Below are 18,886 nucleotides of genomic sequence, written 5' to 3'. Positions count from 1 at the left end.
AGCGGCGAAGGCCTAAAGTCCCGAAGCACTGACGCTGTCCGACCAGCGGCCAGGATCTGTCATCACACTGCCATATTGACTCGGCCTCTCAAGCCAAGCAAAATGATTTCACTTGGCCATCATCGCTTAGTACAGCTCATTTCACGGAAGAAAAGAAATGAAAAAGGTTATTTCGATAGGCATTGCTTTCGCAGTATGCCAAGCGAGTGCAGACGTACAGAAGATTCAATACACCTACGATGACTCGAATGCCGAGTACGCCATCGTCTCGTTTGTTGAAAGTGGGACGGCTGTCCAGGCGACGGTAAAAAGAACCGGTACCTATTTCACCACTTACACCAAGCTTGAACTCGATTGCACCGATAGAAACGTCCGCCATATGGGCATGTACAACAGTCTCGAAGGTCTGGAAAAAGCCGAATTCGACCAGATGCAAGGGCGAATCGTCGAGGGTTCGATCGCTGATGAGGTGGCGAGAATACTCTGCAAAGGCAAAACCCTGACCGCCACACAGACGAAAGAGTTGCCAGCGGACAAACTGTCGGACCATAAAAGCTGAACCCAACGCCACTAGCCTGTGGCGTCGCCATTCGCAGAGGTGCGGATGTCATTACAGAGCGAAGTTTCCTGCTAGCTCTCTGACATGGAATGTCTGCGTAGTTGATCGGCAAGCCTTGCAGCGATGCGCCATCAACTAATGAGACAGCTTTTATTTCTGCCCAGACAGAAAAAAAGACAACCTGACTGATAGCCTGGAACACCTGCCCTTGTCGGCGGGCGGGGAACTTTGATGCACGCAAAAAAGATATTCGAACTCCTGATGTCGTCGCTGGCCTACGTTTTGATCTCTCTCCTTTGGTTCGCGTACGCCGTGCCAGGGATGCTCGAATTGGATTCTGATTTTTCCTTGATAGCGGCCGCCTGCGGCTCGATCATCTGGCTGTGTGCCACAGGCTGTATCGCGTTGTACGTCGTTCAGAAGACGCGCGCGGCCTGAAGGCCGCTCACTGCGACACTTGCTTTCGCCCGAATGCCGTGCGGTAGCTGCCGGGCGGAACGCCAAAAAAATCCCGGAAGCGTCGTTGGAAATGCGGGGAGCTGACGAAGCCCGTTGCGACGGCGATCTCAGTGACCGATCGATTGGTTTGCTGGATGAGCTGGCGCGCCCGAGTCAGGCGCAGCTCCAGGTAATAGCGGGTTGGCGTCGCACCGAGAAACCGGCAGAACCGCCGCTCCAGCTGGCGCTTCGAAACCTTGACGCAAGCCGCCAGCTCATCGATCGTCAACGGTTCCTCGACGTTCTGCCACATCAGCTCCAACGCCAGCTTGAGACTTTCCGGCAGCGTCGGATCCGTCTCGACGAAGATCGGCGGCAGATCGGTGGCGTCATCGCCTGATTCGTCGCAACGAAGAATTTCCTCGATCGCCCCCACCAACGCCTCCCCGCCCGTGCGACGGATCAGCTGGAGCATCATGCGCAGCGAACTGTTGGCGCCCGCGCAACTGACCCGCTCGCGGTCCACCACATAGGCACGACTCAAGACTTTCACGTGGGGGAACATCTCGGTCATCGTCGCGCGACTTTCCGGGTGGACCGCGCATTCGAAACCGTCGAGCAAGCCCGCATCCGCGACGAAAAACACGCCGTTCCACAGCCCACCCACTATCGTCCCCGATGCCGCATTGGCGCGCAGCTTGCGCCGCAGCAAGGGCGTGCCCTGCAATTTCACGCGAAAGCCTCCCGCAACGATCAGCACGTCCAGGTTATCCGGCAATTGCGTCAGCTCGGTATCGGTGGAAATGACGATGCCCAGGTCACTCGTCACCTGGCCGCCCGATGCGCCTACTGTCAGCACTTCATAGAGCGGCACGTCGCTCATCAGATTGGCGGTGACCAGCGCGTCCACCGCGCCGGTAAAGGACATCATTGAAAAATTGTCCATCAGCACAAACGCGACGCGGACCGGCGCTTGTCCGACAGGCACAGCCCCTTGAGGGCGATAGGCCATGTTCTTGTTCTTGAGTACGCTTTCGAATGCGCTGGGCATGGGGCCTCGTGAGACAGGAAGGCGATCGGGACTGGACTCGGGCAAACAGTCCCCGAGCGATAGCATCTTCGCGATTAACCGCACGGGCGACAATCGTCTGCGCGACATCACTGTCAGCGTTAACGACCTCCGACAGGTGGCCAACTCAAGGGAATACGACATTGGTCGATAGCCTCAGAGTAGGCATGGGCGCTTTCCCTTCCAAGTTCGCAACGCTCGCTAATGTTTCCGCCGTTCCAATACCGATAAATACCTGCGGGAGAAGTCATGAATATCAAACAGAAGCTGACATGGGCGTTCGCGACCATTGCCTGCCTCCCGGTTATCCTGGTGGCGGTGCTCGTGGTATTGAACCTGCGCGACGCGGCACAAGCCAACTTCCTGGACAGCAGCAGCCGCGAGATCCGCCAGATCGACAACGGCATGAAGCAGTTCTTCGACGGCATCATGCAGAACGTCGAATTCTTCGCCAAGGACCCGCGGATCGTCGCAGCCAAGGACCTGAAGAACTATTCCGGCGCTGACGCCGCGCAAATCCCGCTGACCGAAAACAACAAACAACTGCTGGAGATTTTCGACCAGTTTGCCAAGAGCCACCCAACCACCGCCTACCTGTCCCTGGGCCTGGCGGACGGCGGCTACGCCAGTTGGCCGGATGATCCGAAGATTTCCAACTACGACCCGCGCGCGCGCCCTTGGTACAAGGCAGCCATTGCGGCGCCTGGCACCACCGTGAAGACCGATGCCTATTACTGGGCGCCGGACGACGTGTCGTTGATCGGCATCGTGCACACCGTCGCCGACGCCAGCGGCAAACTGGTCGGCGTGGTCGGCCTCGACGTATCGCTCAAGCAGCTGACCGAACTGGTCAAGAACATCAAGCTGGGCGACAGCGGCTACCTGATGCTGGTGGAAGCCAGCGGCAACGTGCTGGTCGACCCCGCCGAGGCCAAGCATAACTTCAAGCCGCTGGCCGATCTGGGTCCCAATTACGCCGCGCTGGCCAAGAGCAGCGATGGTGCCACCGAGATCGAAATCGATGGCGTGCCTTACATGGCTAACATCGTGACCTCCAAAAGCCTGGGCTGGCGCTTCATCGGGCTGATCAAACGCGACGAAGTGATGGCCGAGGCCTCGAGCCTGACCTGGTTGATCGCCGCCATCGCCGCCGCGCTGGCCGTGGTCTTCGCCATTGTCGGCGCCAGCTTCGCCAGCGTGATCGTGCGGCCGATCCGCGGTGTTGCCAATGGCCTGCAGGAAATCGCCGAAGGCGAAGGTGACCTCACCCGCAAACTATCGGTGCAGGGCAAGGACGAAACGGCCACTCTGGCGGGCTGGTTCAACCAGTTCCTGGGCATGATCGCGCAACTGATGCAGCGCATCGGCAGCGCCTCGTCCGACCTGCAAACTGCCGCGGCCGATACCAGCAACGTGGCCCAGAACATGAACGATGCCGCCGGGCGCCAGCGCCAGGCCGTGGAGCTGGTGAGCACCGCCTTCAACGAAATGGTCGCCACCGCCAACGAAGTGGCCCGTTCTTGCAGCCAGGCCGCCGTCAGCGCGGATACCGGCTACCGCGACGTGCACGACGGCCAGCATCACATTGGCGAAGCCACCGGCAGCGTATTGAAATTGAGCGAGGACCTGCAGAAGTCGACCCAGACCATGCAGGCGCTGGAACAGGACAGCAAGAACATCAACACCATCCTCGACACTATTCGCTCGATCGCCGAGCAGACCAACCTGCTGGCCCTCAACGCCGCCATCGAGGCGGCGCGTGCAGGCGATCAGGGCCGTGGCTTTGCCGTGGTGGCCGACGAAGTGCGCGCCCTGGCACGGCGCACCGCCGACTCCACCGGCGAGATCGACAGCCTGCTCGGCAACCTCGCGCGGCGCACCCAGGAAGTGACCCAACAAATGCAGAACAGCCTGCAAGTGTCACAAACCAGCGTCGAGCGTATCCAGCAGGCCCGTGACAGCTTCGACAAGATCCGCACGTCGGTGGACTCGATTCGCGACCAGAACACCCAGATCGCCACGGCCGCGGAAGAACAGCACCAAGTGGCCGAAGACATCAACCGGCACATCGCGCAGATCCATTCCGACGCGCAGCTGGTCGAGGAGTTCGCCCATACGGCACAGACCGGTTCGGGGCGCTTGACCGATATTTCCGGGCAGCTCAAGGGCTTGGTTGGGCGCTTCAAGTTCTAATCGACATCGCTGAGCCAAGGACGGCTCACGCCCCGATCCATCCTGCGCACTACCCTTTCGCCCGGATCGCGTACAGACCAGCGGCAATCACCGTGCACGCTCCTACGATGGTCCAGATATCCGGAAGCTCGCCGAACACGAACAAGCCGATCAACGTGGCAAACACCAGCAGCGTGTAATTGAACGGTTGCAGCGTCGCGGCCGTTGCGTACCTGAGCGCTTGGATAAGCAGCAGCTGGGCCACGACACCGGTGGTGGCAAGCACCGCGATAAGGCCCCATTGCATCGGCGTCGGCGCCACCCATCCGGGAAGGCCGGATACCGTCATGACGAAGGCGCCGATGGAGCCCATGTAAAGCAGGTTCGTCGCAAACGAATCGTCCCGGCTAATACGGCGTGTCAGTACGTTGAACAGCGCGAACCCCAGGGCCGCCACCAACGGGATCAGTGCCGCCAGTTCGAAAACTCCGCTACCGGGTCGAAGGATAATCAACGTTCCCATGAAGCCGGTGGCAGCGGCAATCCATCGACGCACCCCAATGAATTCGCCCAGCAACGCGCCGGCCAGCGCCAGGGTCATCAAGGGAAACACCGCATACAGCGCATGCATCTCAGCCAACCCGAGGTAGCGCAGTCCTAGGCCAAACAACGCGATTTCACCCACCCCGATCAGCGCACGAATGATCTGCAGGTAGGGGTGCCGGCTTCGACAGGCGGTGCGCAGTGTGCCCTGATAGACGCTATAGCCCACTGCAAATGCCAGGAACACCCAATAACGCACCATGACCAGCTGCGCGACCGGCAAGTCTTTGACCAGCACCTTGGTCACCCCATCCTGGCCCGCGAAGATCAGCATGGACAACAAACACAAGACAATGCCAAGCCCAGGCCTGGGTACATCGCAAGCACGCGCCGCGCTGTCCAACTGACTGCTCATAGACCACTCCATTGCGGGGAGACTGCGGCTTCGTGACGACAGGCATCATTCATGCCCGGCACGCCATTCGCGTAATCGTACGCCCGGGCGCCGTCGTCAGGCGAGGTCTGACTCGAGGGCGATCAACGGCGCAAGGGCAACCGTGAGCCTGTCGATTTTATCGACGGACAAACGCGCCAAGGGCCGACGCGGATTCCCAGCCCCATAACCGCTGATCTGGGCAGCGGCATAGACCGACTGTACATAATCACCCTGCCAGATCAATGACATCACCGGCTCGATCGACCGCCAGATCTCCCGGGCTCGCGCCCAATCCAGTTCCATGGCAGCCTTCGCCACCGCAACACAAGATCGCGGCGCCATGTTCGCCCCACCCCAGATCAGGCCCGCGGCACCGGCCAAGAGCGCGTAAGGCACCAGCGCGTCGGCGCCATTCATCGTCGGCAGGCCCGTGCGGATCAGCGAGGCCTGGGCGGCGAGATCACCGCTGCTGTCCTTGACCGAGACGAAGTTTGGAATCTGGCTCAACTGGCGAAACAGCGAAGGGGTCACTTCCACGCCCACTGCCTGGGGCACGTTGTAACCAATGATCGGCAACCCAGCTTCGGACACCGTGGCGTAGAAATCGACGATGCCCTGGTCGTCGGTGGGGCCTTCGAAAAACGGTGGCAGCACCATGACGCCATCGGCGCCGCATTCAGCGGCATGGCGGGTGCGCTGCACCACTTCCTCCGCCAACAAGGCAGAAGTTTGCACGATGACGCGAGCACGCCCATTGATGACCTTGGCACCAAAGGCAACCAGCTGCCTGGACTCTTCCTGGCTCAGGTAGACGTGCATGCCCGTCCCGGAACTCAGGACAAAACCCTGTACGCCAGCAGCCAGATAGTGTTCGAGCAACGTCTCGAAGCGTGGATAGTCGATCTTGCCTTGGCCATCAAACGGCGTGGTCACGGCCAGGTTGAGACCGGAAAAAGCGAATGCGGACATTGAGTTGAGTCCCTTCTTGTTCTTCTTGATCGGATGCGCCAACAACCCTTTCGGGCTGTTTGCATGCAATAGCAATGGCCGACGCAGAAAGCGCCGGCCATCGTCGCCGGGAAATCAACCCACCGATTTAAGTGGAATCTGGGCCTGGAGGCGCGTCAGCATGGTTTCGCAATACCAATCGTCAAACTGGCATACACCATTTTCCGCAATGTCCGAGAAGGGTCCCGGTTCGTAAGTCGGCGAGGTCACACCGGCCTGCGTGCCTTCCACCAGACGACGGTCTTGATCGTTGGTGGCAAGCCAGACCTTCGTCAGCCGATCAATCTCGTAGTCAACACCTTCTACGGCGGTATTGGGCACCAGCCATTTGGTCGTCACCAGTGTTTCGCCAGGTCCGATCGGGAGGACCCGGAAGCTCAATGCGTGATCGCCAAGAAAGTGGTTCCAGGTAGATGGGTAGTTAAAGTAGAGCAACGCGCCGATATCCGGCTCGCCGCTTTTATCCAGGCGTCCCGTCACAGCCGGTTTACCATCCATCGTGTAGCTCACCGCGCCCGCGGAAAGCGGAATGCGTGTCATACGAAAACGGCCATTCGGGTCCATGACCAGCTTGCTGGGCATACCGGCGATTTCGCAGCGATTCCAGTGCGCCGTCAGTTCGGGATCATCTTCGCCCCCGACGCCTGCCACCGAAAGATTCTCGACAAAAGAGTTCATCAACTCCGGATGCGTACCGTCACAGTGGAAACACTCGCGATTGTTTTCAAAGACGAGCTTCCAGTTACCCTTTTCTATGAGGTTTGACTCGAAAGCCACCTTGCAGTTATCCAGGAAATGCGGGGCGATGAAAGGACTTACAGAGTTCCTGAAACTTTCGAACTCGGGCGCCTCGTCGGCGACGCATACGTAAATGTAGGTATGAACAACTTCACAATGAACAGGTTTCAGGTTGTATTGAGTCCTGTCGAAATCGGCGCCCATGTTACCGGCAAACAAAAGGCTGCCATCCAGTTCGAAAGTCCACTTATGATAAGGGCAGACCAGTTTTGCAACTTTGCCCTGGGCGTGCTCACAAACTTTAGAGCCACGATGGCGGCAAGCATTGTGAAAAGCCCGGACCTGGCCACTCTTGTCCCTGATGACCAAGACTGGATAGTCACCGATCTGCAACGTCAAGTATTGCCCGGGTTTTTCAAGCTCAAAGGTATGCCCGGCAAAGATCCAATCCTTGTGCCAGATCTGCTCGAGATCCTGGCGAAAAACATCGGGCTCGATATACAGTTCGCGTGGAAGCGCGTGGCGGGCCTTGCGCTTTTTAATCAGGTCGATCACGGATGCTTTGATATTCATTATTATCCTCTACACATCAACCTGACGGTTAATGGCAAGTACGCCCAGAAAACGCTGTCATGGCCGGCGGATACAGCGCAGAAAATCGCCCAACGCAGCCGCTGAACACGCATGTATCAGCCATGTTTAACACGAAGAGTACGATAGCCAATCCGCTCGACAAAACTACATTTTCGTTGTTCAACTGATAACTTGGCGTTATGACCCGGTGAACCCGGACAATACCCTGTTTACATTTCGCTAGCGGCCGAGAGGAGCCTGCCGGGGGGGAAATTCATACGGCCCATCTGGAAAACTTCGAAAGGATCCAGTCGCGCACTCTCCGACAGGCATCTTCATATTCGGTCCTTTCATTACAGGCAACATAATGGAGACTGTTTCGAAGCGTCACCTGCTGCTCGACGGGGCGAACAAGCTGGCCTCTCTCGACCATGGCCCCGACCAGCTGGTTCCAGCCCAGTGCGACACCTTGATGGGTCAAGACCATGTTCATGATCAGGTTGTAATCATTGGCATGAAAAATAGGCGGGCAGTCGCCAGGACGCTCATCAATATCAATGTTCAGAAAAGCCAGCCATACCCCCCAGTCCACATGCTCAGCCACCCCCGAGCGTCCATAGGGGCTCAGATCGAGTAGCGAAGAATCGCGAACGCCTTCAAGCGAAGTCAGTTCGGGGTGCGACTCCAGGAATACGGGAGAGCAAACAGGATAAATAATATCGTGGCACAACTGATAGCTCTTATACCCGTCCCCTACCTTGCGAATCTTTGAAATGATGATGTCCGGTTCTACGCCAGGCTCCATATTCACAAAGTTCTGAGTAGTGATCAGGTTGAACTCGATATCCGGGTTCGTCGCACGAAACTCTGGAAGATGTTCTGTCAGCCACAATGCAGAGAATGCCGGCGAGCAACAAACAGTCAGGATGTGCTTCTGCGTCGGCGTGGTACGAATCCTTTCAGCCGCCTGTGCGATATTGACGAAGGACAGTTGCGCCGCCTCAAAAAAAATCTTCCCCTCGGCGGTGAGTTCTACAGTCCGCCCGGCGCGCATGAACAGTTGAGCGCCCAACGAATCCTCAAGCTCGCGAATCTGCCGACTGATCGCTGCTTGCGATACACAGAGTGCCTCGGCTGCCCGAGTGAAGCTTTCATATTTGGCGGCGGCGACAAATGCTCTGACCGCCCTGAGGGAAGGCATTCTGAGTAGTAATGTATCGGGGTCAACGTGTCTGCTGAGCATGGTAAGCCCTCACACTCCTTTCCTCCGCGAAAGCCGCGCAGCGTAACTCAATCGCCTGGACCAGGCCATACAAAGCGTCGTGATCGCGCCAAGGCGGTCGTTTCGACAGGCCTCGATAACGTTAGGTTATCCATAAAGCCCTGTAAATGTTGTTGGATTTAAGACCGGGATACTTATAGATTGAAAAAAAGCCCGAGCCCAAGGGCAAACAATAAAAACAAGGTTAAATGTCATGCGCACATCAATCATTTATTCCTGCCCGCCTAAATTATCAACGCTCGAACTCGATTCGATTTCGCGCGCTTGTAGCGTTACACGCAAAGGAGGGACGCGATGACTAGTTCAGACGAAATCATTTCTGTTAAGAACGTTTTTAAAATATTTGGCGCACAACCCGACGCGGCAATGAAAATGCTCGCCGCCGGCGCCTGCAAACAAGATGTCTTTGAGAAAACAGGCCAGGTTATTGGTGTTTTCGACGCCAGCTTTGCCGTCAAGCGTGGCGAAATCTTTGTGATCATGGGGCTCTCGGGTTCTGGCAAGTCGACGATGGTGCGCTTGTTCAACCGCCTTATCGAACCCACCTCCGGCAGCATTTATCTGAACGGTCGCGAAATTACCGGGCTGGCTGATAAAGCCCTGCTTGATGTCCGCCGTAAAGAGATGGGCATGGTGTTCCAATCCTTTGCCTTGATGCCCCACATGAGTGTCCTGGAAAACACCGCCTTCGGCCTGGCGATTTCCGGTATCGCTGAAAAGGAGCGCCATAGCCGCGCCAGGGAAGCCCTCAGTCAAGTCGGTCTAGCCGGACAGGAGCACAGTTATCCGCATCAACTTTCCGGTGGTATGCAGCAAAGGGTAGGCCTGGCCCGCGCGCTTGCCAACGACCCGACCATCCTGCTGATGGACGAAGCCTTTTCCGCCTTGGACCCGCTTATCCGCAGCGAGATGCAGGGAGAGCTCATCCGCCTGCAAGCCGAGCAAAAGCGCACCATCATCTTCATCTCCCATGACATTGAGGAAGCCGTTCGCATCGGTCATCGCATCGCGATCATGGAGGGAGGCCAGGTGGTACAGATCGGCACACCTCAAGAGTTGATCAGTCAACCGGCCAATGACTATGTACGTACGTTCTTCAAAGGATTCGACAGCTCCCGGATTCTCAAGGCAGGCGACGTGGCCAAGCTCGATCCTGAATGGGTTCGCAAGCTGAACGGCCAAGCGCCACAGTTCAAGGCCGGCCTACCGTTTGGTTACTTGATTGATGAAGGCGGGCAATTGCTCGGGGTCGTGGATATCGATGCCAGTGGCGCTGGTGGCAGCACGCATTACACCCAGCACCAACAGCACCCGGTATTTACCGATACCCCCCTGCACGAAGTACTGGAAATCGCCGCCAACCTGCCCTATCCGGTCCCTGTACTCGACCGTTCGGGGGCGCTCACCGGGACCCTGTCAAAGAGTGAGTTACTGCAAACGCTGAGCCGCCACTAATACAGGCGCGCCCCTCTACGCCGGCGCGTCCCTGACCTGAAGTACCTGCGGCCTTCATAACGCCGCTGCGGTGATGATGAAGAGGTAAACCCTGATGTCCGAGTTCAGTTTTCTCGACCCGTTTCAAGTCCTCACTATTCCATTGGGTGACTGGGTGGAAAGCACCCTCAATTTCCTGGTACACAACTTTCGCGATGTGTTCCGCGCCATCCGCTGGCCGATTGACCAGGTACTGAACGGCGTCGAGTACACGTTGCAGAGCATCCCACCCAGCATCGGGATCATTCTGTCTTCCTTGCTGGGATGGCAGCTAGCCGGTAAACGCATGGCTCTGCTGTGTTTTGTGACGCTCACCCTGCTGGGCCTGATCGGTGTCTGGTCCGAGTCGATGACCACGCTGGCGCTGGTACTGACTTCAGTATTCTTCTGCGCCTTGCTAGGTATACCCCTGGGTATTCTCTGCGCCCGTAGCGACAACCTGGAAAGGATCTTGCGCCCCGTACTCGATGCCATGCAGACATTGCCGGCGTTCGTTTATCTGGTCCCTGTCGTCATGCTGTTCGGCATCGGCAACGTGCCGGGCATCCTGGTGACCATTGTCTTCGCCCTCCCCCCTCTGGTGCGCCTGACGAACCTGGGCATCCGCCAAGTACCGGAAGACAAGATAGAAGCGGCCCGCGCTTTTGGCTGCACGCCTCGGCAGATGCTGACCCGCGTCCAGTTGCCACTGGCGACCCCCACCATCATGGCTGGACTCAATCAGACCCTGATGCTCTCGCTGTCGATGGTGGTCATCGCTTCGATGATCTCGGTGGGCGGCCTGGGCCAAATGGTCCTGCGCGGCATCGGTCGCCTGGACATGGGCTTGGCTACGGTCGGCGGGACTGGCTTGGTGCTGCTCGCCATCTTCCTTGACCGACTGACCCAGGCCATGGGTGCTCGCACCGGGGCCGACCCAAGCCTGCGCTGGTATCACACAGGTCCTGTCGGCGTTGTTCTGCGCTTGTTTGGAGCGAAACAACCGGTGGGAAGGAGCAAGACAGCTTAACCCCTCGTATTCGATCTGCCGCCCACGAAGATAAAACCAAAAAAGGTACGCGAAAATGTCTGAATTCAAGCTTTCCCGCAGCGTTCTCAATTGCGCTACAGCACTCGCCATTGTGGCTACGTCCCTGTGCGCGAACGCCTCGGCGAACCAACCGGGCGACGGTGTAAAGGTTACCCCTATATTCCCTTCTATCGCTGAGGAACGATTCCGCGGTGAAGTGGCGATGGAAGGTCTTCGAGAGCTGGGTTACAAGGTGCAGGAACCCAAGGAGACCGAGTACGGCGTCATGATGATGGCCCTTGGCAGTGGTGATGCGGACTTTACGGTGCATTTGTGGGACAAATTGCACGATAAGTTCTACCAGCAGGCCGGGGGCGATAAGGCCATGGTCAAGGCGGGCGACATCATGCCCGGCGTACTCCAAGGTTATTTGATTGACAAAAAGACCGCTGACGCCCATGGCATCAAATACATCACCGATCTGAAAAAACCGGAAATCGCCAAACTGTTCGACACCAACGGCGACGGCAAAGCGGACATGACGGGATGCAATCCTGGCTGGGGCTGCGAGCTGGTTATCGCTCATCACATGAAGGCTTACGGCCTCGAAAAATCGATAAACGTCAACCAGGGTTCTTATTTCGCACTGATGGCCGACACCATCACTCGTTATAAGGAAGGTCAGCCGATTCTTTACTTCACTTGGGTTCCACAGTGGATCGCCACTGTGTTGGTCGAAGACAAGGATGTGGTATGGCTGGAAGTACCGAAAACCGACTTGCCTGAGGGCAAGAACGATGTCAACACGATGTACAACGGCAAGAATCTCGGCTTTGCGGTAGATAAAGTCGAGGCGGTGTTGAACAAAGACTTCGCCGAGAAAAACCCGGCGGCCTTGAAATTCCTTTCGGTGATGCAAATTACCACCGCCGACGAAAGTGCCCAGAACTTGAAAATGCAACAGGGCGAGAAAAAGCCGGCTGATATCCGTCGTCATGCCAAGGACTGGGTGGCCGCCCATCGGCAGCAGTTTGACGCATGGTTGCAATCAGCTCGCGCAGCGGCGACACAAGCGAGCAAATAATAAGCCTATCGAGGTGGGGCACGTCGCTGACTGCCCCGTCCTTTAATGACATTGCGTTCGTCGCAGCACGTCGCCTCACAACACCGTTAATTGAAACTGCAAAGTCTTGACACTTACGTCCGTTGGTTACTCAGCTCACGTGAAATTATCGCGCACCCTTTTTTTGCATGACTGGCGTCGGATCGGTTGAATGAACAGGATCTTGAAATGTTAAAAGTCTCTTCGTTACCTGCCGATGATCAATCTTGCGGGTGGTATCACTTGAGCAAAGGGCGCCCAATCAGGCCCGCCCATCAAGGCCATAGCAGCGCCCGTTGGGTCATTGTCGGTGCCGGCTTCACGGGGCTTGCCGCCGCCCGTCAACTCGCCACTCACTTCCCCGACGATCAGATCGTGTTGATCGACGCTCAGGAAGTGGGCTTTGGAACTTCCGGTCGTAATGCCGGGTTCGCTATCGACCTGCCACATGACATCGCCGCTGAAGATTACATTGGCGATATCGCCACGGCCAAAACAACGCTGAAACTTAATCTCAGTGGCTTGAGTTATCTAAAAGAGCTGGTTGAACGCCACAACATCGACTGCCAGATGAAGCATTGCGGTAAATATCAGGCGGCCGTTGAACCACGAGGCATCGCTGTCCTGGAGGCTTACCGTCGCGGACTCGATAAGCTCGATCAGCCCTACCAGATGATCGAGGCTGGCGAACTACCCGAACATATCGGCACGCATTTCTACCGCAAAGCCTTATTTACCCCAGGGACTTCTTTGCTTCAGCCCTCGGCGCTGGTCAAAGGGCTGGCCGACAGCCTCCCCAGCAACGTGACGCTGTATGAAAACACCGCGATCACCCATGTCGAGTACGGCACCAAGACGGTGCTCAAGCACGCCGGGGGCTCAATCACCGCCGACAAACTGATCCTGACCAATAATGCCTTTGGCATGAGTTTCGGCTTTCTGAAAGGGCGAATGCTACCGGTGTTCACCTATGCCAGCCTGACCCGTCCCATGACCGAGCAAGAGCAAGCTCGCCTTGGCGGCCGGCCTTATTGGGGCATCATTCCTGCGGATCCATTCGGTACCACGGTACGTCGCACACCGGATAACCGTCTTTTGATCCGTAACAGTTTCAGCTTTAACCCGGATGGCCGCAGCGACTCAAAATATTTGAAACGCTTTGTCGCCAGGCATCAGGCCTCTTTCGAACGACGCTTTCCCATGCTGCCTGAAATGAACTTCGAATATACCTGGGGTGGCGCACTGGCTCTTTCACGTAACCATATGGGTTATTTCGGCGAACTTTCACCCCACGTCTATGGGGCACTGTGTTGCAACGGATTAGGCGTTACCCGCGGGACGGCAACCGGCAAACTCTTGGCTGATTGGCTGGCTGGAGAACAATCCGAGCTCATTGATTTCGTCTTGAAATCACCCGGCCCCTGCCCTAACCCACCCGCACCGCTGGTTTCCGCGGGCGTCAATATAAGTTTGCGCTGGGGACAGTACCGAGCGGGTAAAGAAAGTTGATCCGGCCCGCCAAACTTGAAGAAGTTGAGTCCACTTGTTCGATCTTCAGCAGGCGGCCTCCCTTAGTTTAAAAAATGGGCTGCGCTGACGCTATCGATCTAGCGCCGCTTGATAGGCAGTGACACTAACTGGAGCGAGATTAATGAAATTTGAAGGCATTTACACACCGGCCGTTACGCCTCTGACCTCTGACGGCAGTATCGATAAGACCGCCTTCGCCGAAGTCCTGGAGTATCTGGTGGACTCCAAGGTCCACGGCATCATTATCGGCGGTTCAACCGGCGAATATTATGCTCACACCGCCCAAGAGCGTTTCGACCTGGCCGCCCAGGCCAAGGACGTGCTGCGCGGTCGTCTGCCGCTGATCGTGGGGACCGGCGCCATCCGCACTGAAGACTCGGTCGCCTACGCCGAAGCGGCGAAGGCCATCAAGGCCGATGCGCTGCTGGTGGGCTCACCGCCCTATGCACTGCCAACGCAAAAAGAGATCGCCCTGCATGTCAAGGCAGTGGACCGCGCCGCCAATCTCCCCATCATGCTTTACAACTATCCAGGCCGCATGAGCGTAAGCATGGGCGTGGAATTCTTTGATGAGGTGCGCGATGTAAAAAACATCGTCGCCATCAAGGAAAGCTCCGGTGACATGGCGCAGATGCACCGTTTGGCCTGCAAGTACCCGCACATCGCGCTGTCTTGCGGCTGGGACGATCAAGCCCTGGAATTCTTCGCCTGGGGCGCCCGCAGTTGGGTGTGCGCCGGTTCCAACTTCATTCCCCGCGAGCACGTCGCGTTGTACGAGGCCTGCGTGGTCGAGAAAGACTTCGACAAAGGCCGCCGCATCATGGCGGCGATGATGCCGCTGATGGACTTCCTGGAAGGCGGAAAATTTGTCCAGTCCATCAAGTACGGGTGTGAACTGAACGGCTTGAGCACCGGCGGCCTGCGCGCCCCGCTGCACGGCCTGGATCTTGAGGAAAAGCAGGCGCTGCAAGGCGTCGTCACCGAGCTCAAGCGCAACATCGCGCAGATCACTGGAGGTGTCTGAAATGGCTGATTTACTGAGCAAAGAACAGTACGCGGCCATCGCCGCCCAGTTGAAATTTCCTACCCAGGCGTTCATCAACGGCGAGTTCCGCGATGCCCTCTCTGGAAAAACCTTCATCACGACGAACCCGGCCACGGGTGAACAGCTTGCAGAGATAGCGGCTTGCGATACCCGTGACGTTGACGTTGCCGTGGCTGCCGCCAAGCAGGCGTTCGAGGATGGTCGCTGGCATAAGCTGTCGCCCGGCGCACGCAAGCAGGTGCTCCTGCGTTTCGCCCAATTGCTGGAAGACAACGCCGATGAGCTTGCCGTGCTGGAAAGCCTGGACAGTGGCAAGCCGGTCAGCGAATGCCAGAACGTCGATGTGCCCGATACTATTCATACCCTGCGCTGGCATGCGGAATTGATCGACAAGGTGTACGACAGTACCGCGCCGACCGGCCACGGTGCCGTAACGATGGTGGTGCGCGAAGCGATCGGTGTCGTCGGCCTGGTCCTGCCTTGGAACTTCCCCTTGTTGATGCTGGCCTGGAAGATTGGTCCGTCCCTGGCCGCTGGCTGTTCCATCGTGGTCAAGCCGGCCAAGGAAACCACCCTGACCGCGCTACGTGTTGCCGAGCTGGCCCACCAGGCCGGTATTCCGCCAGGCGTATTCAACATTACCCCTGGCGGCGGCCGGGAGGCTGGCGAGGCAATCGGTCGCCACATGGATGTGGCGATGGTCAGCTTCACCGGTTCTACCGACACGGGCCGGTTGTTCCTCAAGTACGCGTCCGAGTCGAACCTCAAGCGCGTGGTGCTTGAACTGGGGGGGAAAAACCCCGCCGTGGTGATGAATGACTGCGAAGACCTCGATCAGGTTGCCCAGTATGTGACGGCCGGCGCGTTCTGGAACATGGGCGAAAACTGCTCGGCCTCCTCGCGGCTGATTGTTCATGAAGACGTCAAGGATGAACTGCTGCAACTGATCAGCAAGCACCTGCGCGATTGGAAAATGGGTGACCCACTGGATCCGGAAAATCGCCTCGGCGCCATGATCAGCAAAACGCATTTCGATAAAGTGCGTTCTTATCTGGAATATGCAGCCGAGCAGAAACTCAACGTGATGCAAGGTGGCGAGACCGAGTCCGGCGTGTTCGTGCAGCCGACGATCATTGATGGGGTCGAACGTGACAGTCGCCTGTTTATCGAGGAGATCTTCGGGCCGGTATTGAGCGTCACCAGCTTCAGCACGATCGACGAAGCCATCGAACTTGCCAACGACACGGTCTACGGCCTGGCGGCATCCGCCTATACCGGCAGCCTGCGTAACGCCTTGCGTCTGTCGCGGGAGATTCGTGCGGGCGTGGTCACGGTCAACTGTTTCGGTGAAGGCGACGCCTCCACGCCGTTCGGTGGTTACAAGGAGTCTGGCTTTGGTGGTCGCGACAAATCCGTCTGGGCACACGATCAGTACACCGAGCTTAAAACCATTTGGATCGATGCTTCGTAACCTGATCGAGCACGGGCTGTACTGACAGCGTTCAGCACACCGGTCACCGCTCCACGCAAGCGGTGATCGGATTAGGTGTTAAAGCGTATGGATCCCTTCATGACCACTTCACCTTTTTCAGTTCCAGCCAATGCTCGGCGCATCGACCCCGCCAGGCAGCGTGCAACTGCATTAAAAAAAGACGGCTCCGTCAATGACAACGACCGTGTCGAAATCGGCCCTACTGCGCTGGCTTTTGCCGAGTGGGAGAGCTTGGGCCTGGAGCCGCCCCAGTTACCCACCCTGCGCAAGTACCGATTACAACGGATAGTCGATCAACTGGTCGCCCGTGACCTGGGTGGCATCCTGTTATTCGATCCGCTGAATATCCGCTACGCGACCGATACCACCAACATGCAACTGTGGACGACACATAACCCCGCACGGGCATGCTTTGTCGCCGCCAGCGGGCATGTCGTCCTGTGGGACTTCCATGGTTGCGATCACCTTAGCGCCCATCTGCCACTGGTGACGGAGTTGCGCAGTGGCGCATCGTTTTTCTTTTTCGAGACCGGTGAGCACACGGATCGGCATGCCAGGCATTTCGCCGCGCAACTCGACGAATTGCTGCGCCAACACGCCGGAGCCAACCGCCGGCTTGCGGTCGATCGAGTCGAAGTCGCCGGCGTGCGCGCCTTGGATGCCCTGGCGATCGAGCTTTGCAGCGGCCAGGAAGTCACCGAATTCGCGCGCATGATCAAGGGCCCGGATGAAATCAAGGCGATGCGCTGTGCGGTGGCTTCATGCGAAGCGTCAGTGGCCGAAATGCACCAGGCAATGCGCGCCGGCGCGACCGAAAACGATGTCTGGGCCGCGCTGCATTCCGGCAATATCCGTCGCGGTGGCGAATGGATCGAGACGCGCATCCTCAGTTCCGGTCCTCGCACCAACCCCTGGTTCCAGGAGTCCGGCCCACGGGTATTGAGCGACGGCGACCTGCTGTCCTTCGATACGGATCTGATCGGCACCTACGGCATGTGCGTGGACATGTCTCGCAGCTGGATCTGTGGGGGACTGGAGCCCACGGCCGAACAGAAGCGCCTGTACCGGATCGCCCATGACCATATCGCCCATAACACCGAGTTGATCAAGCCGGGCGTACGCTTCACCGAGCTGACCGCCAAGGCGCACCGGTTGCCCGAACCGTGCCGGGCCCAACGCTATGGCGTGCTTTATCACGGCGTCGGCCTGTGTGACGAATACCCGAGCATTCGCTACCCAGAGGACTTGGAATCCTACGGATACGAGGGCGAACTGCAGCCGGGCATGGCCCTGTGCGTCGAGGCGTATGTCGGTGAGGTGGGCGGACGGGATGGCATCAAGCTGGAGAACCAATTGCTGGTGACCCAGACCGGTTATGAATTACTCACCCACTACCCTTTCGATGAGAGTTTCCTGCGGGATACGAAGCACACGTCATGAACCCGATGATCGAGCCCCAGAAAACATCGAGCGTGGGATTCCTGTTGCTCGATAACTTTTCCCTGACCTGTTTCACTCATTGCCTGGACGTGCTGGTGACCGCCAACCTCATTCAGCCCGGGTCGATAAGAATCCATACCTTCAGTCGCAACGACTCTGAAGTGATCAGCGACCTGGCAATCCCCATCAGGCCAGACACACCGTTGACCGATATCAGGATCGCGGCGCTGGACTTGATGATTGTCTGCGGCGGGCTACGCACGCCGAGGGTACTTCCCGGCGGGCTGGTAACGCTGCTGACCAAACTGGCGAACCTGCCCATTGCGCTCGGCGGGTTATGGAACGGCGCCTGGTACTTGGGCAAGGCCGGACTGCTGGATGGTTACCGATGCGCTATTCATGCCGAGCAACGAATGGCCTTGTCGGAGTGTTCGCCCAAGACCACGGTAACGCTGGATACGGTGGTGTTCGACAGGGACCGATTCACGGCATCAAACCCAGCCGGTGCCTTTCAGATCATGATGAAGTGGCTTTACGCGGCCCTCGACCCGAAAGTCGCGGACGCGGTGTTTGACCTGTTGGACCATGAGTCTCGGTTTCGTACCTCGGCCAAGGTCCTGGATCGCAAAGTCAGTGCCTGTCTGCGAGAAGTCATTGCGTTGATGGAATGCAACCTTGAAGAACCTTTAAGCCTGGACTTGCTCGCTCAATGCGTTCAGCTTTCCAAGCGCCAGATCCAGCGCCTGTTTCGCAAGCAGATCAATATGTCTCCCCAACGCTACTATCTGGAGCTTCGGCTGACCGAGGCACGGCGCCTGCTACAGAACTCCAGGCTGACCGTCACGGATGTCGCCATTGCCTGCGGTTTCGTCTCCACCCCTCACTTCAGCAAGTGCTACAGCACGCTTTTCGGTTTTCCGCCATCAAAGGAAAGTCGTTACGAAATATAGCGTCGG

General features: G+C 57.7%; 16 protein-coding genes and 1 pseudogene. 12 read left to right on the top strand and 5 right to left on the bottom strand.

Features of this window, described 5'->3' with window-relative positions:
- Positions 1 to 157: 157 nt before the first annotated feature.
- Both J3P82_RS09765 and J3P82_RS09760 read left to right on the top strand, forming a co-directional pair.
- Positions 158 to 559: a hypothetical protein gene (locus J3P82_RS09765; protein WP_434562619.1), complete on the top strand. Its 402-nt coding sequence runs from the start codon at positions 158 to 160 to the stop codon at positions 557 to 559.
- Between the two features lie 231 nt (positions 560 to 790).
- On the top strand, positions 791 to 997 hold the full coding sequence (locus J3P82_RS09760) for a hypothetical protein (protein ID WP_186609360.1): 207 nt from the start codon (positions 791 to 793) through the stop codon (positions 995 to 997).
- A 7-nt stretch (positions 998 to 1,004) separates the two neighbouring features.
- Here J3P82_RS09760 and J3P82_RS09755 read toward each other — a convergent pair whose 3' ends face one another.
- On the bottom strand, positions 1,005 to 2,048 hold the full coding sequence (locus J3P82_RS09755; protein ID WP_434562617.1) for a GlxA family transcriptional regulator: 1,044 nt from the start codon (positions 2,046 to 2,048) through the stop codon (positions 1,005 to 1,007).
- A 267-nt stretch (positions 2,049 to 2,315) separates the two neighbouring features.
- On the opposite strand from J3P82_RS09755, the pseudogene J3P82_RS09750 reads away from it, so the two are divergent.
- A pseudogene (locus J3P82_RS09750) lies at positions 2,316 to 3,350 on the top strand (cache domain-containing protein); the annotation flags it as partial.
- Between the two features lie 54 nt (positions 3,351 to 3,404).
- A complete protein-coding gene (locus J3P82_RS09745; protein ID WP_434563766.1) occupies positions 3,405 to 4,259 on the top strand; it encodes a methyl-accepting chemotaxis protein in 855 nt (284 codons plus the stop codon).
- A gap of 49 nt (positions 4,260 to 4,308) precedes the next feature.
- On the opposite strand, the gene J3P82_RS09740 is transcribed toward J3P82_RS09745, so the two are convergent.
- The 4 genes from J3P82_RS09740 to J3P82_RS09725 form a co-directional block, all read right to left on the bottom strand.
- The gene (locus J3P82_RS09740) at positions 4,309 to 5,196 is read right to left on the bottom strand and encodes a DMT family transporter (protein ID WP_434562615.1); all 888 of its coding nucleotides are present in this window, start codon (positions 5,194 to 5,196) and stop codon (positions 4,309 to 4,311) included.
- 96 nt (positions 5,197 to 5,292) lie between these two features.
- Complete coding sequence (locus J3P82_RS09735) at positions 5,293 to 6,186, bottom strand: dihydrodipicolinate synthase family protein (RefSeq protein ID WP_434562613.1); 894 nt, start codon at positions 6,184 to 6,186, stop codon at positions 5,293 to 5,295.
- 114 nt (positions 6,187 to 6,300) lie between these two features.
- A complete protein-coding gene (locus J3P82_RS09730) occupies positions 6,301 to 7,536 on the bottom strand; it encodes an aromatic ring-hydroxylating oxygenase subunit alpha (protein ID WP_434562611.1) in 1,236 nt (411 codons plus the stop codon).
- Positions 7,537 to 7,810: 274 nt separating this feature from the next.
- Positions 7,811 to 8,779, bottom strand: a complete 969-nt coding sequence (locus tag J3P82_RS09725; RefSeq protein ID WP_434562609.1) for a LysR family transcriptional regulator — start codon at positions 8,777 to 8,779, stop codon at positions 7,811 to 7,813.
- Between the two features lie 333 nt (positions 8,780 to 9,112).
- Between J3P82_RS09725 and J3P82_RS09720 the strand changes: the two genes are divergently transcribed.
- The 8 genes from J3P82_RS09720 (at position 9,113) to J3P82_RS09685 (ending at position 18,880) form a co-directional block, all read left to right on the top strand.
- Positions 9,113 to 10,273, top strand: coding sequence for a quaternary amine ABC transporter ATP-binding protein (locus J3P82_RS09720; protein ID WP_434562607.1), 1,161 nt, complete (start codon positions 9,113 to 9,115; stop codon positions 10,271 to 10,273).
- A gap of 94 nt (positions 10,274 to 10,367) precedes the next feature.
- The gene (gene proW / locus J3P82_RS09715; RefSeq protein ID WP_434562605.1) at positions 10,368 to 11,321 is read left to right on the top strand and encodes a glycine betaine/L-proline ABC transporter permease ProW; all 954 of its coding nucleotides are present in this window, start codon (positions 10,368 to 10,370) and stop codon (positions 11,319 to 11,321) included.
- A 55-nt stretch (positions 11,322 to 11,376) separates the two neighbouring features.
- The gene (gene proX / locus J3P82_RS09710) at positions 11,377 to 12,405 is read left to right on the top strand and encodes a glycine betaine/L-proline ABC transporter substrate-binding protein ProX (RefSeq protein ID WP_434562603.1); all 1,029 of its coding nucleotides are present in this window, start codon (positions 11,377 to 11,379) and stop codon (positions 12,403 to 12,405) included.
- A gap of 207 nt (positions 12,406 to 12,612) precedes the next feature.
- A complete protein-coding gene (locus J3P82_RS09705; protein WP_434563764.1) occupies positions 12,613 to 13,932 on the top strand; it encodes an NAD(P)/FAD-dependent oxidoreductase in 1,320 nt (439 codons plus the stop codon).
- 142 nt (positions 13,933 to 14,074) lie between these two features.
- Positions 14,075 to 14,977 carry a dihydrodipicolinate synthase family protein gene (locus J3P82_RS09700; RefSeq protein ID WP_434562601.1) on the top strand — a complete coding sequence of 301 codons (903 nt, stop codon included), beginning with the start codon at positions 14,075 to 14,077 and terminating at the stop codon, positions 14,975 to 14,977.
- A gap of 1 nt (position 14,978) precedes the next feature.
- Complete coding sequence (locus tag J3P82_RS09695; protein ID WP_434562599.1) at positions 14,979 to 16,469, top strand: aldehyde dehydrogenase; 1,491 nt, start codon at positions 14,979 to 14,981, stop codon at positions 16,467 to 16,469.
- Between the two features lie 99 nt (positions 16,470 to 16,568).
- Positions 16,569 to 17,930, top strand: coding sequence for a dimethylsulfonioproprionate lyase DddP (dddP, locus tag J3P82_RS09690; RefSeq protein WP_434562597.1), 1,362 nt, complete (start codon positions 16,569 to 16,571; stop codon positions 17,928 to 17,930).
- Entirely contained in the window at positions 17,927 to 18,880 is a 954-nt protein-coding gene (locus tag J3P82_RS09685; RefSeq protein WP_434562595.1) for a GlxA family transcriptional regulator, read from the top strand. Before dddP ends, J3P82_RS09685 begins: the two co-directional genes overlap by 4 nt.
- The last annotated feature ends 6 nt before the right edge of the window (positions 18,881 to 18,886 follow it).

The sequence above is a fragment of the Pseudomonas sp. Z4-20 genome, from assembly GCF_051131955.1.
GTDB lineage: Bacteria > Pseudomonadota > Gammaproteobacteria > Pseudomonadales > Pseudomonadaceae > Aquipseudomonas > Aquipseudomonas marvdashtae.
The sequence above is the reverse complement of the archived record's forward strand: the minus strand, read 5'-3'. Positions and strand labels throughout refer to the sequence as shown.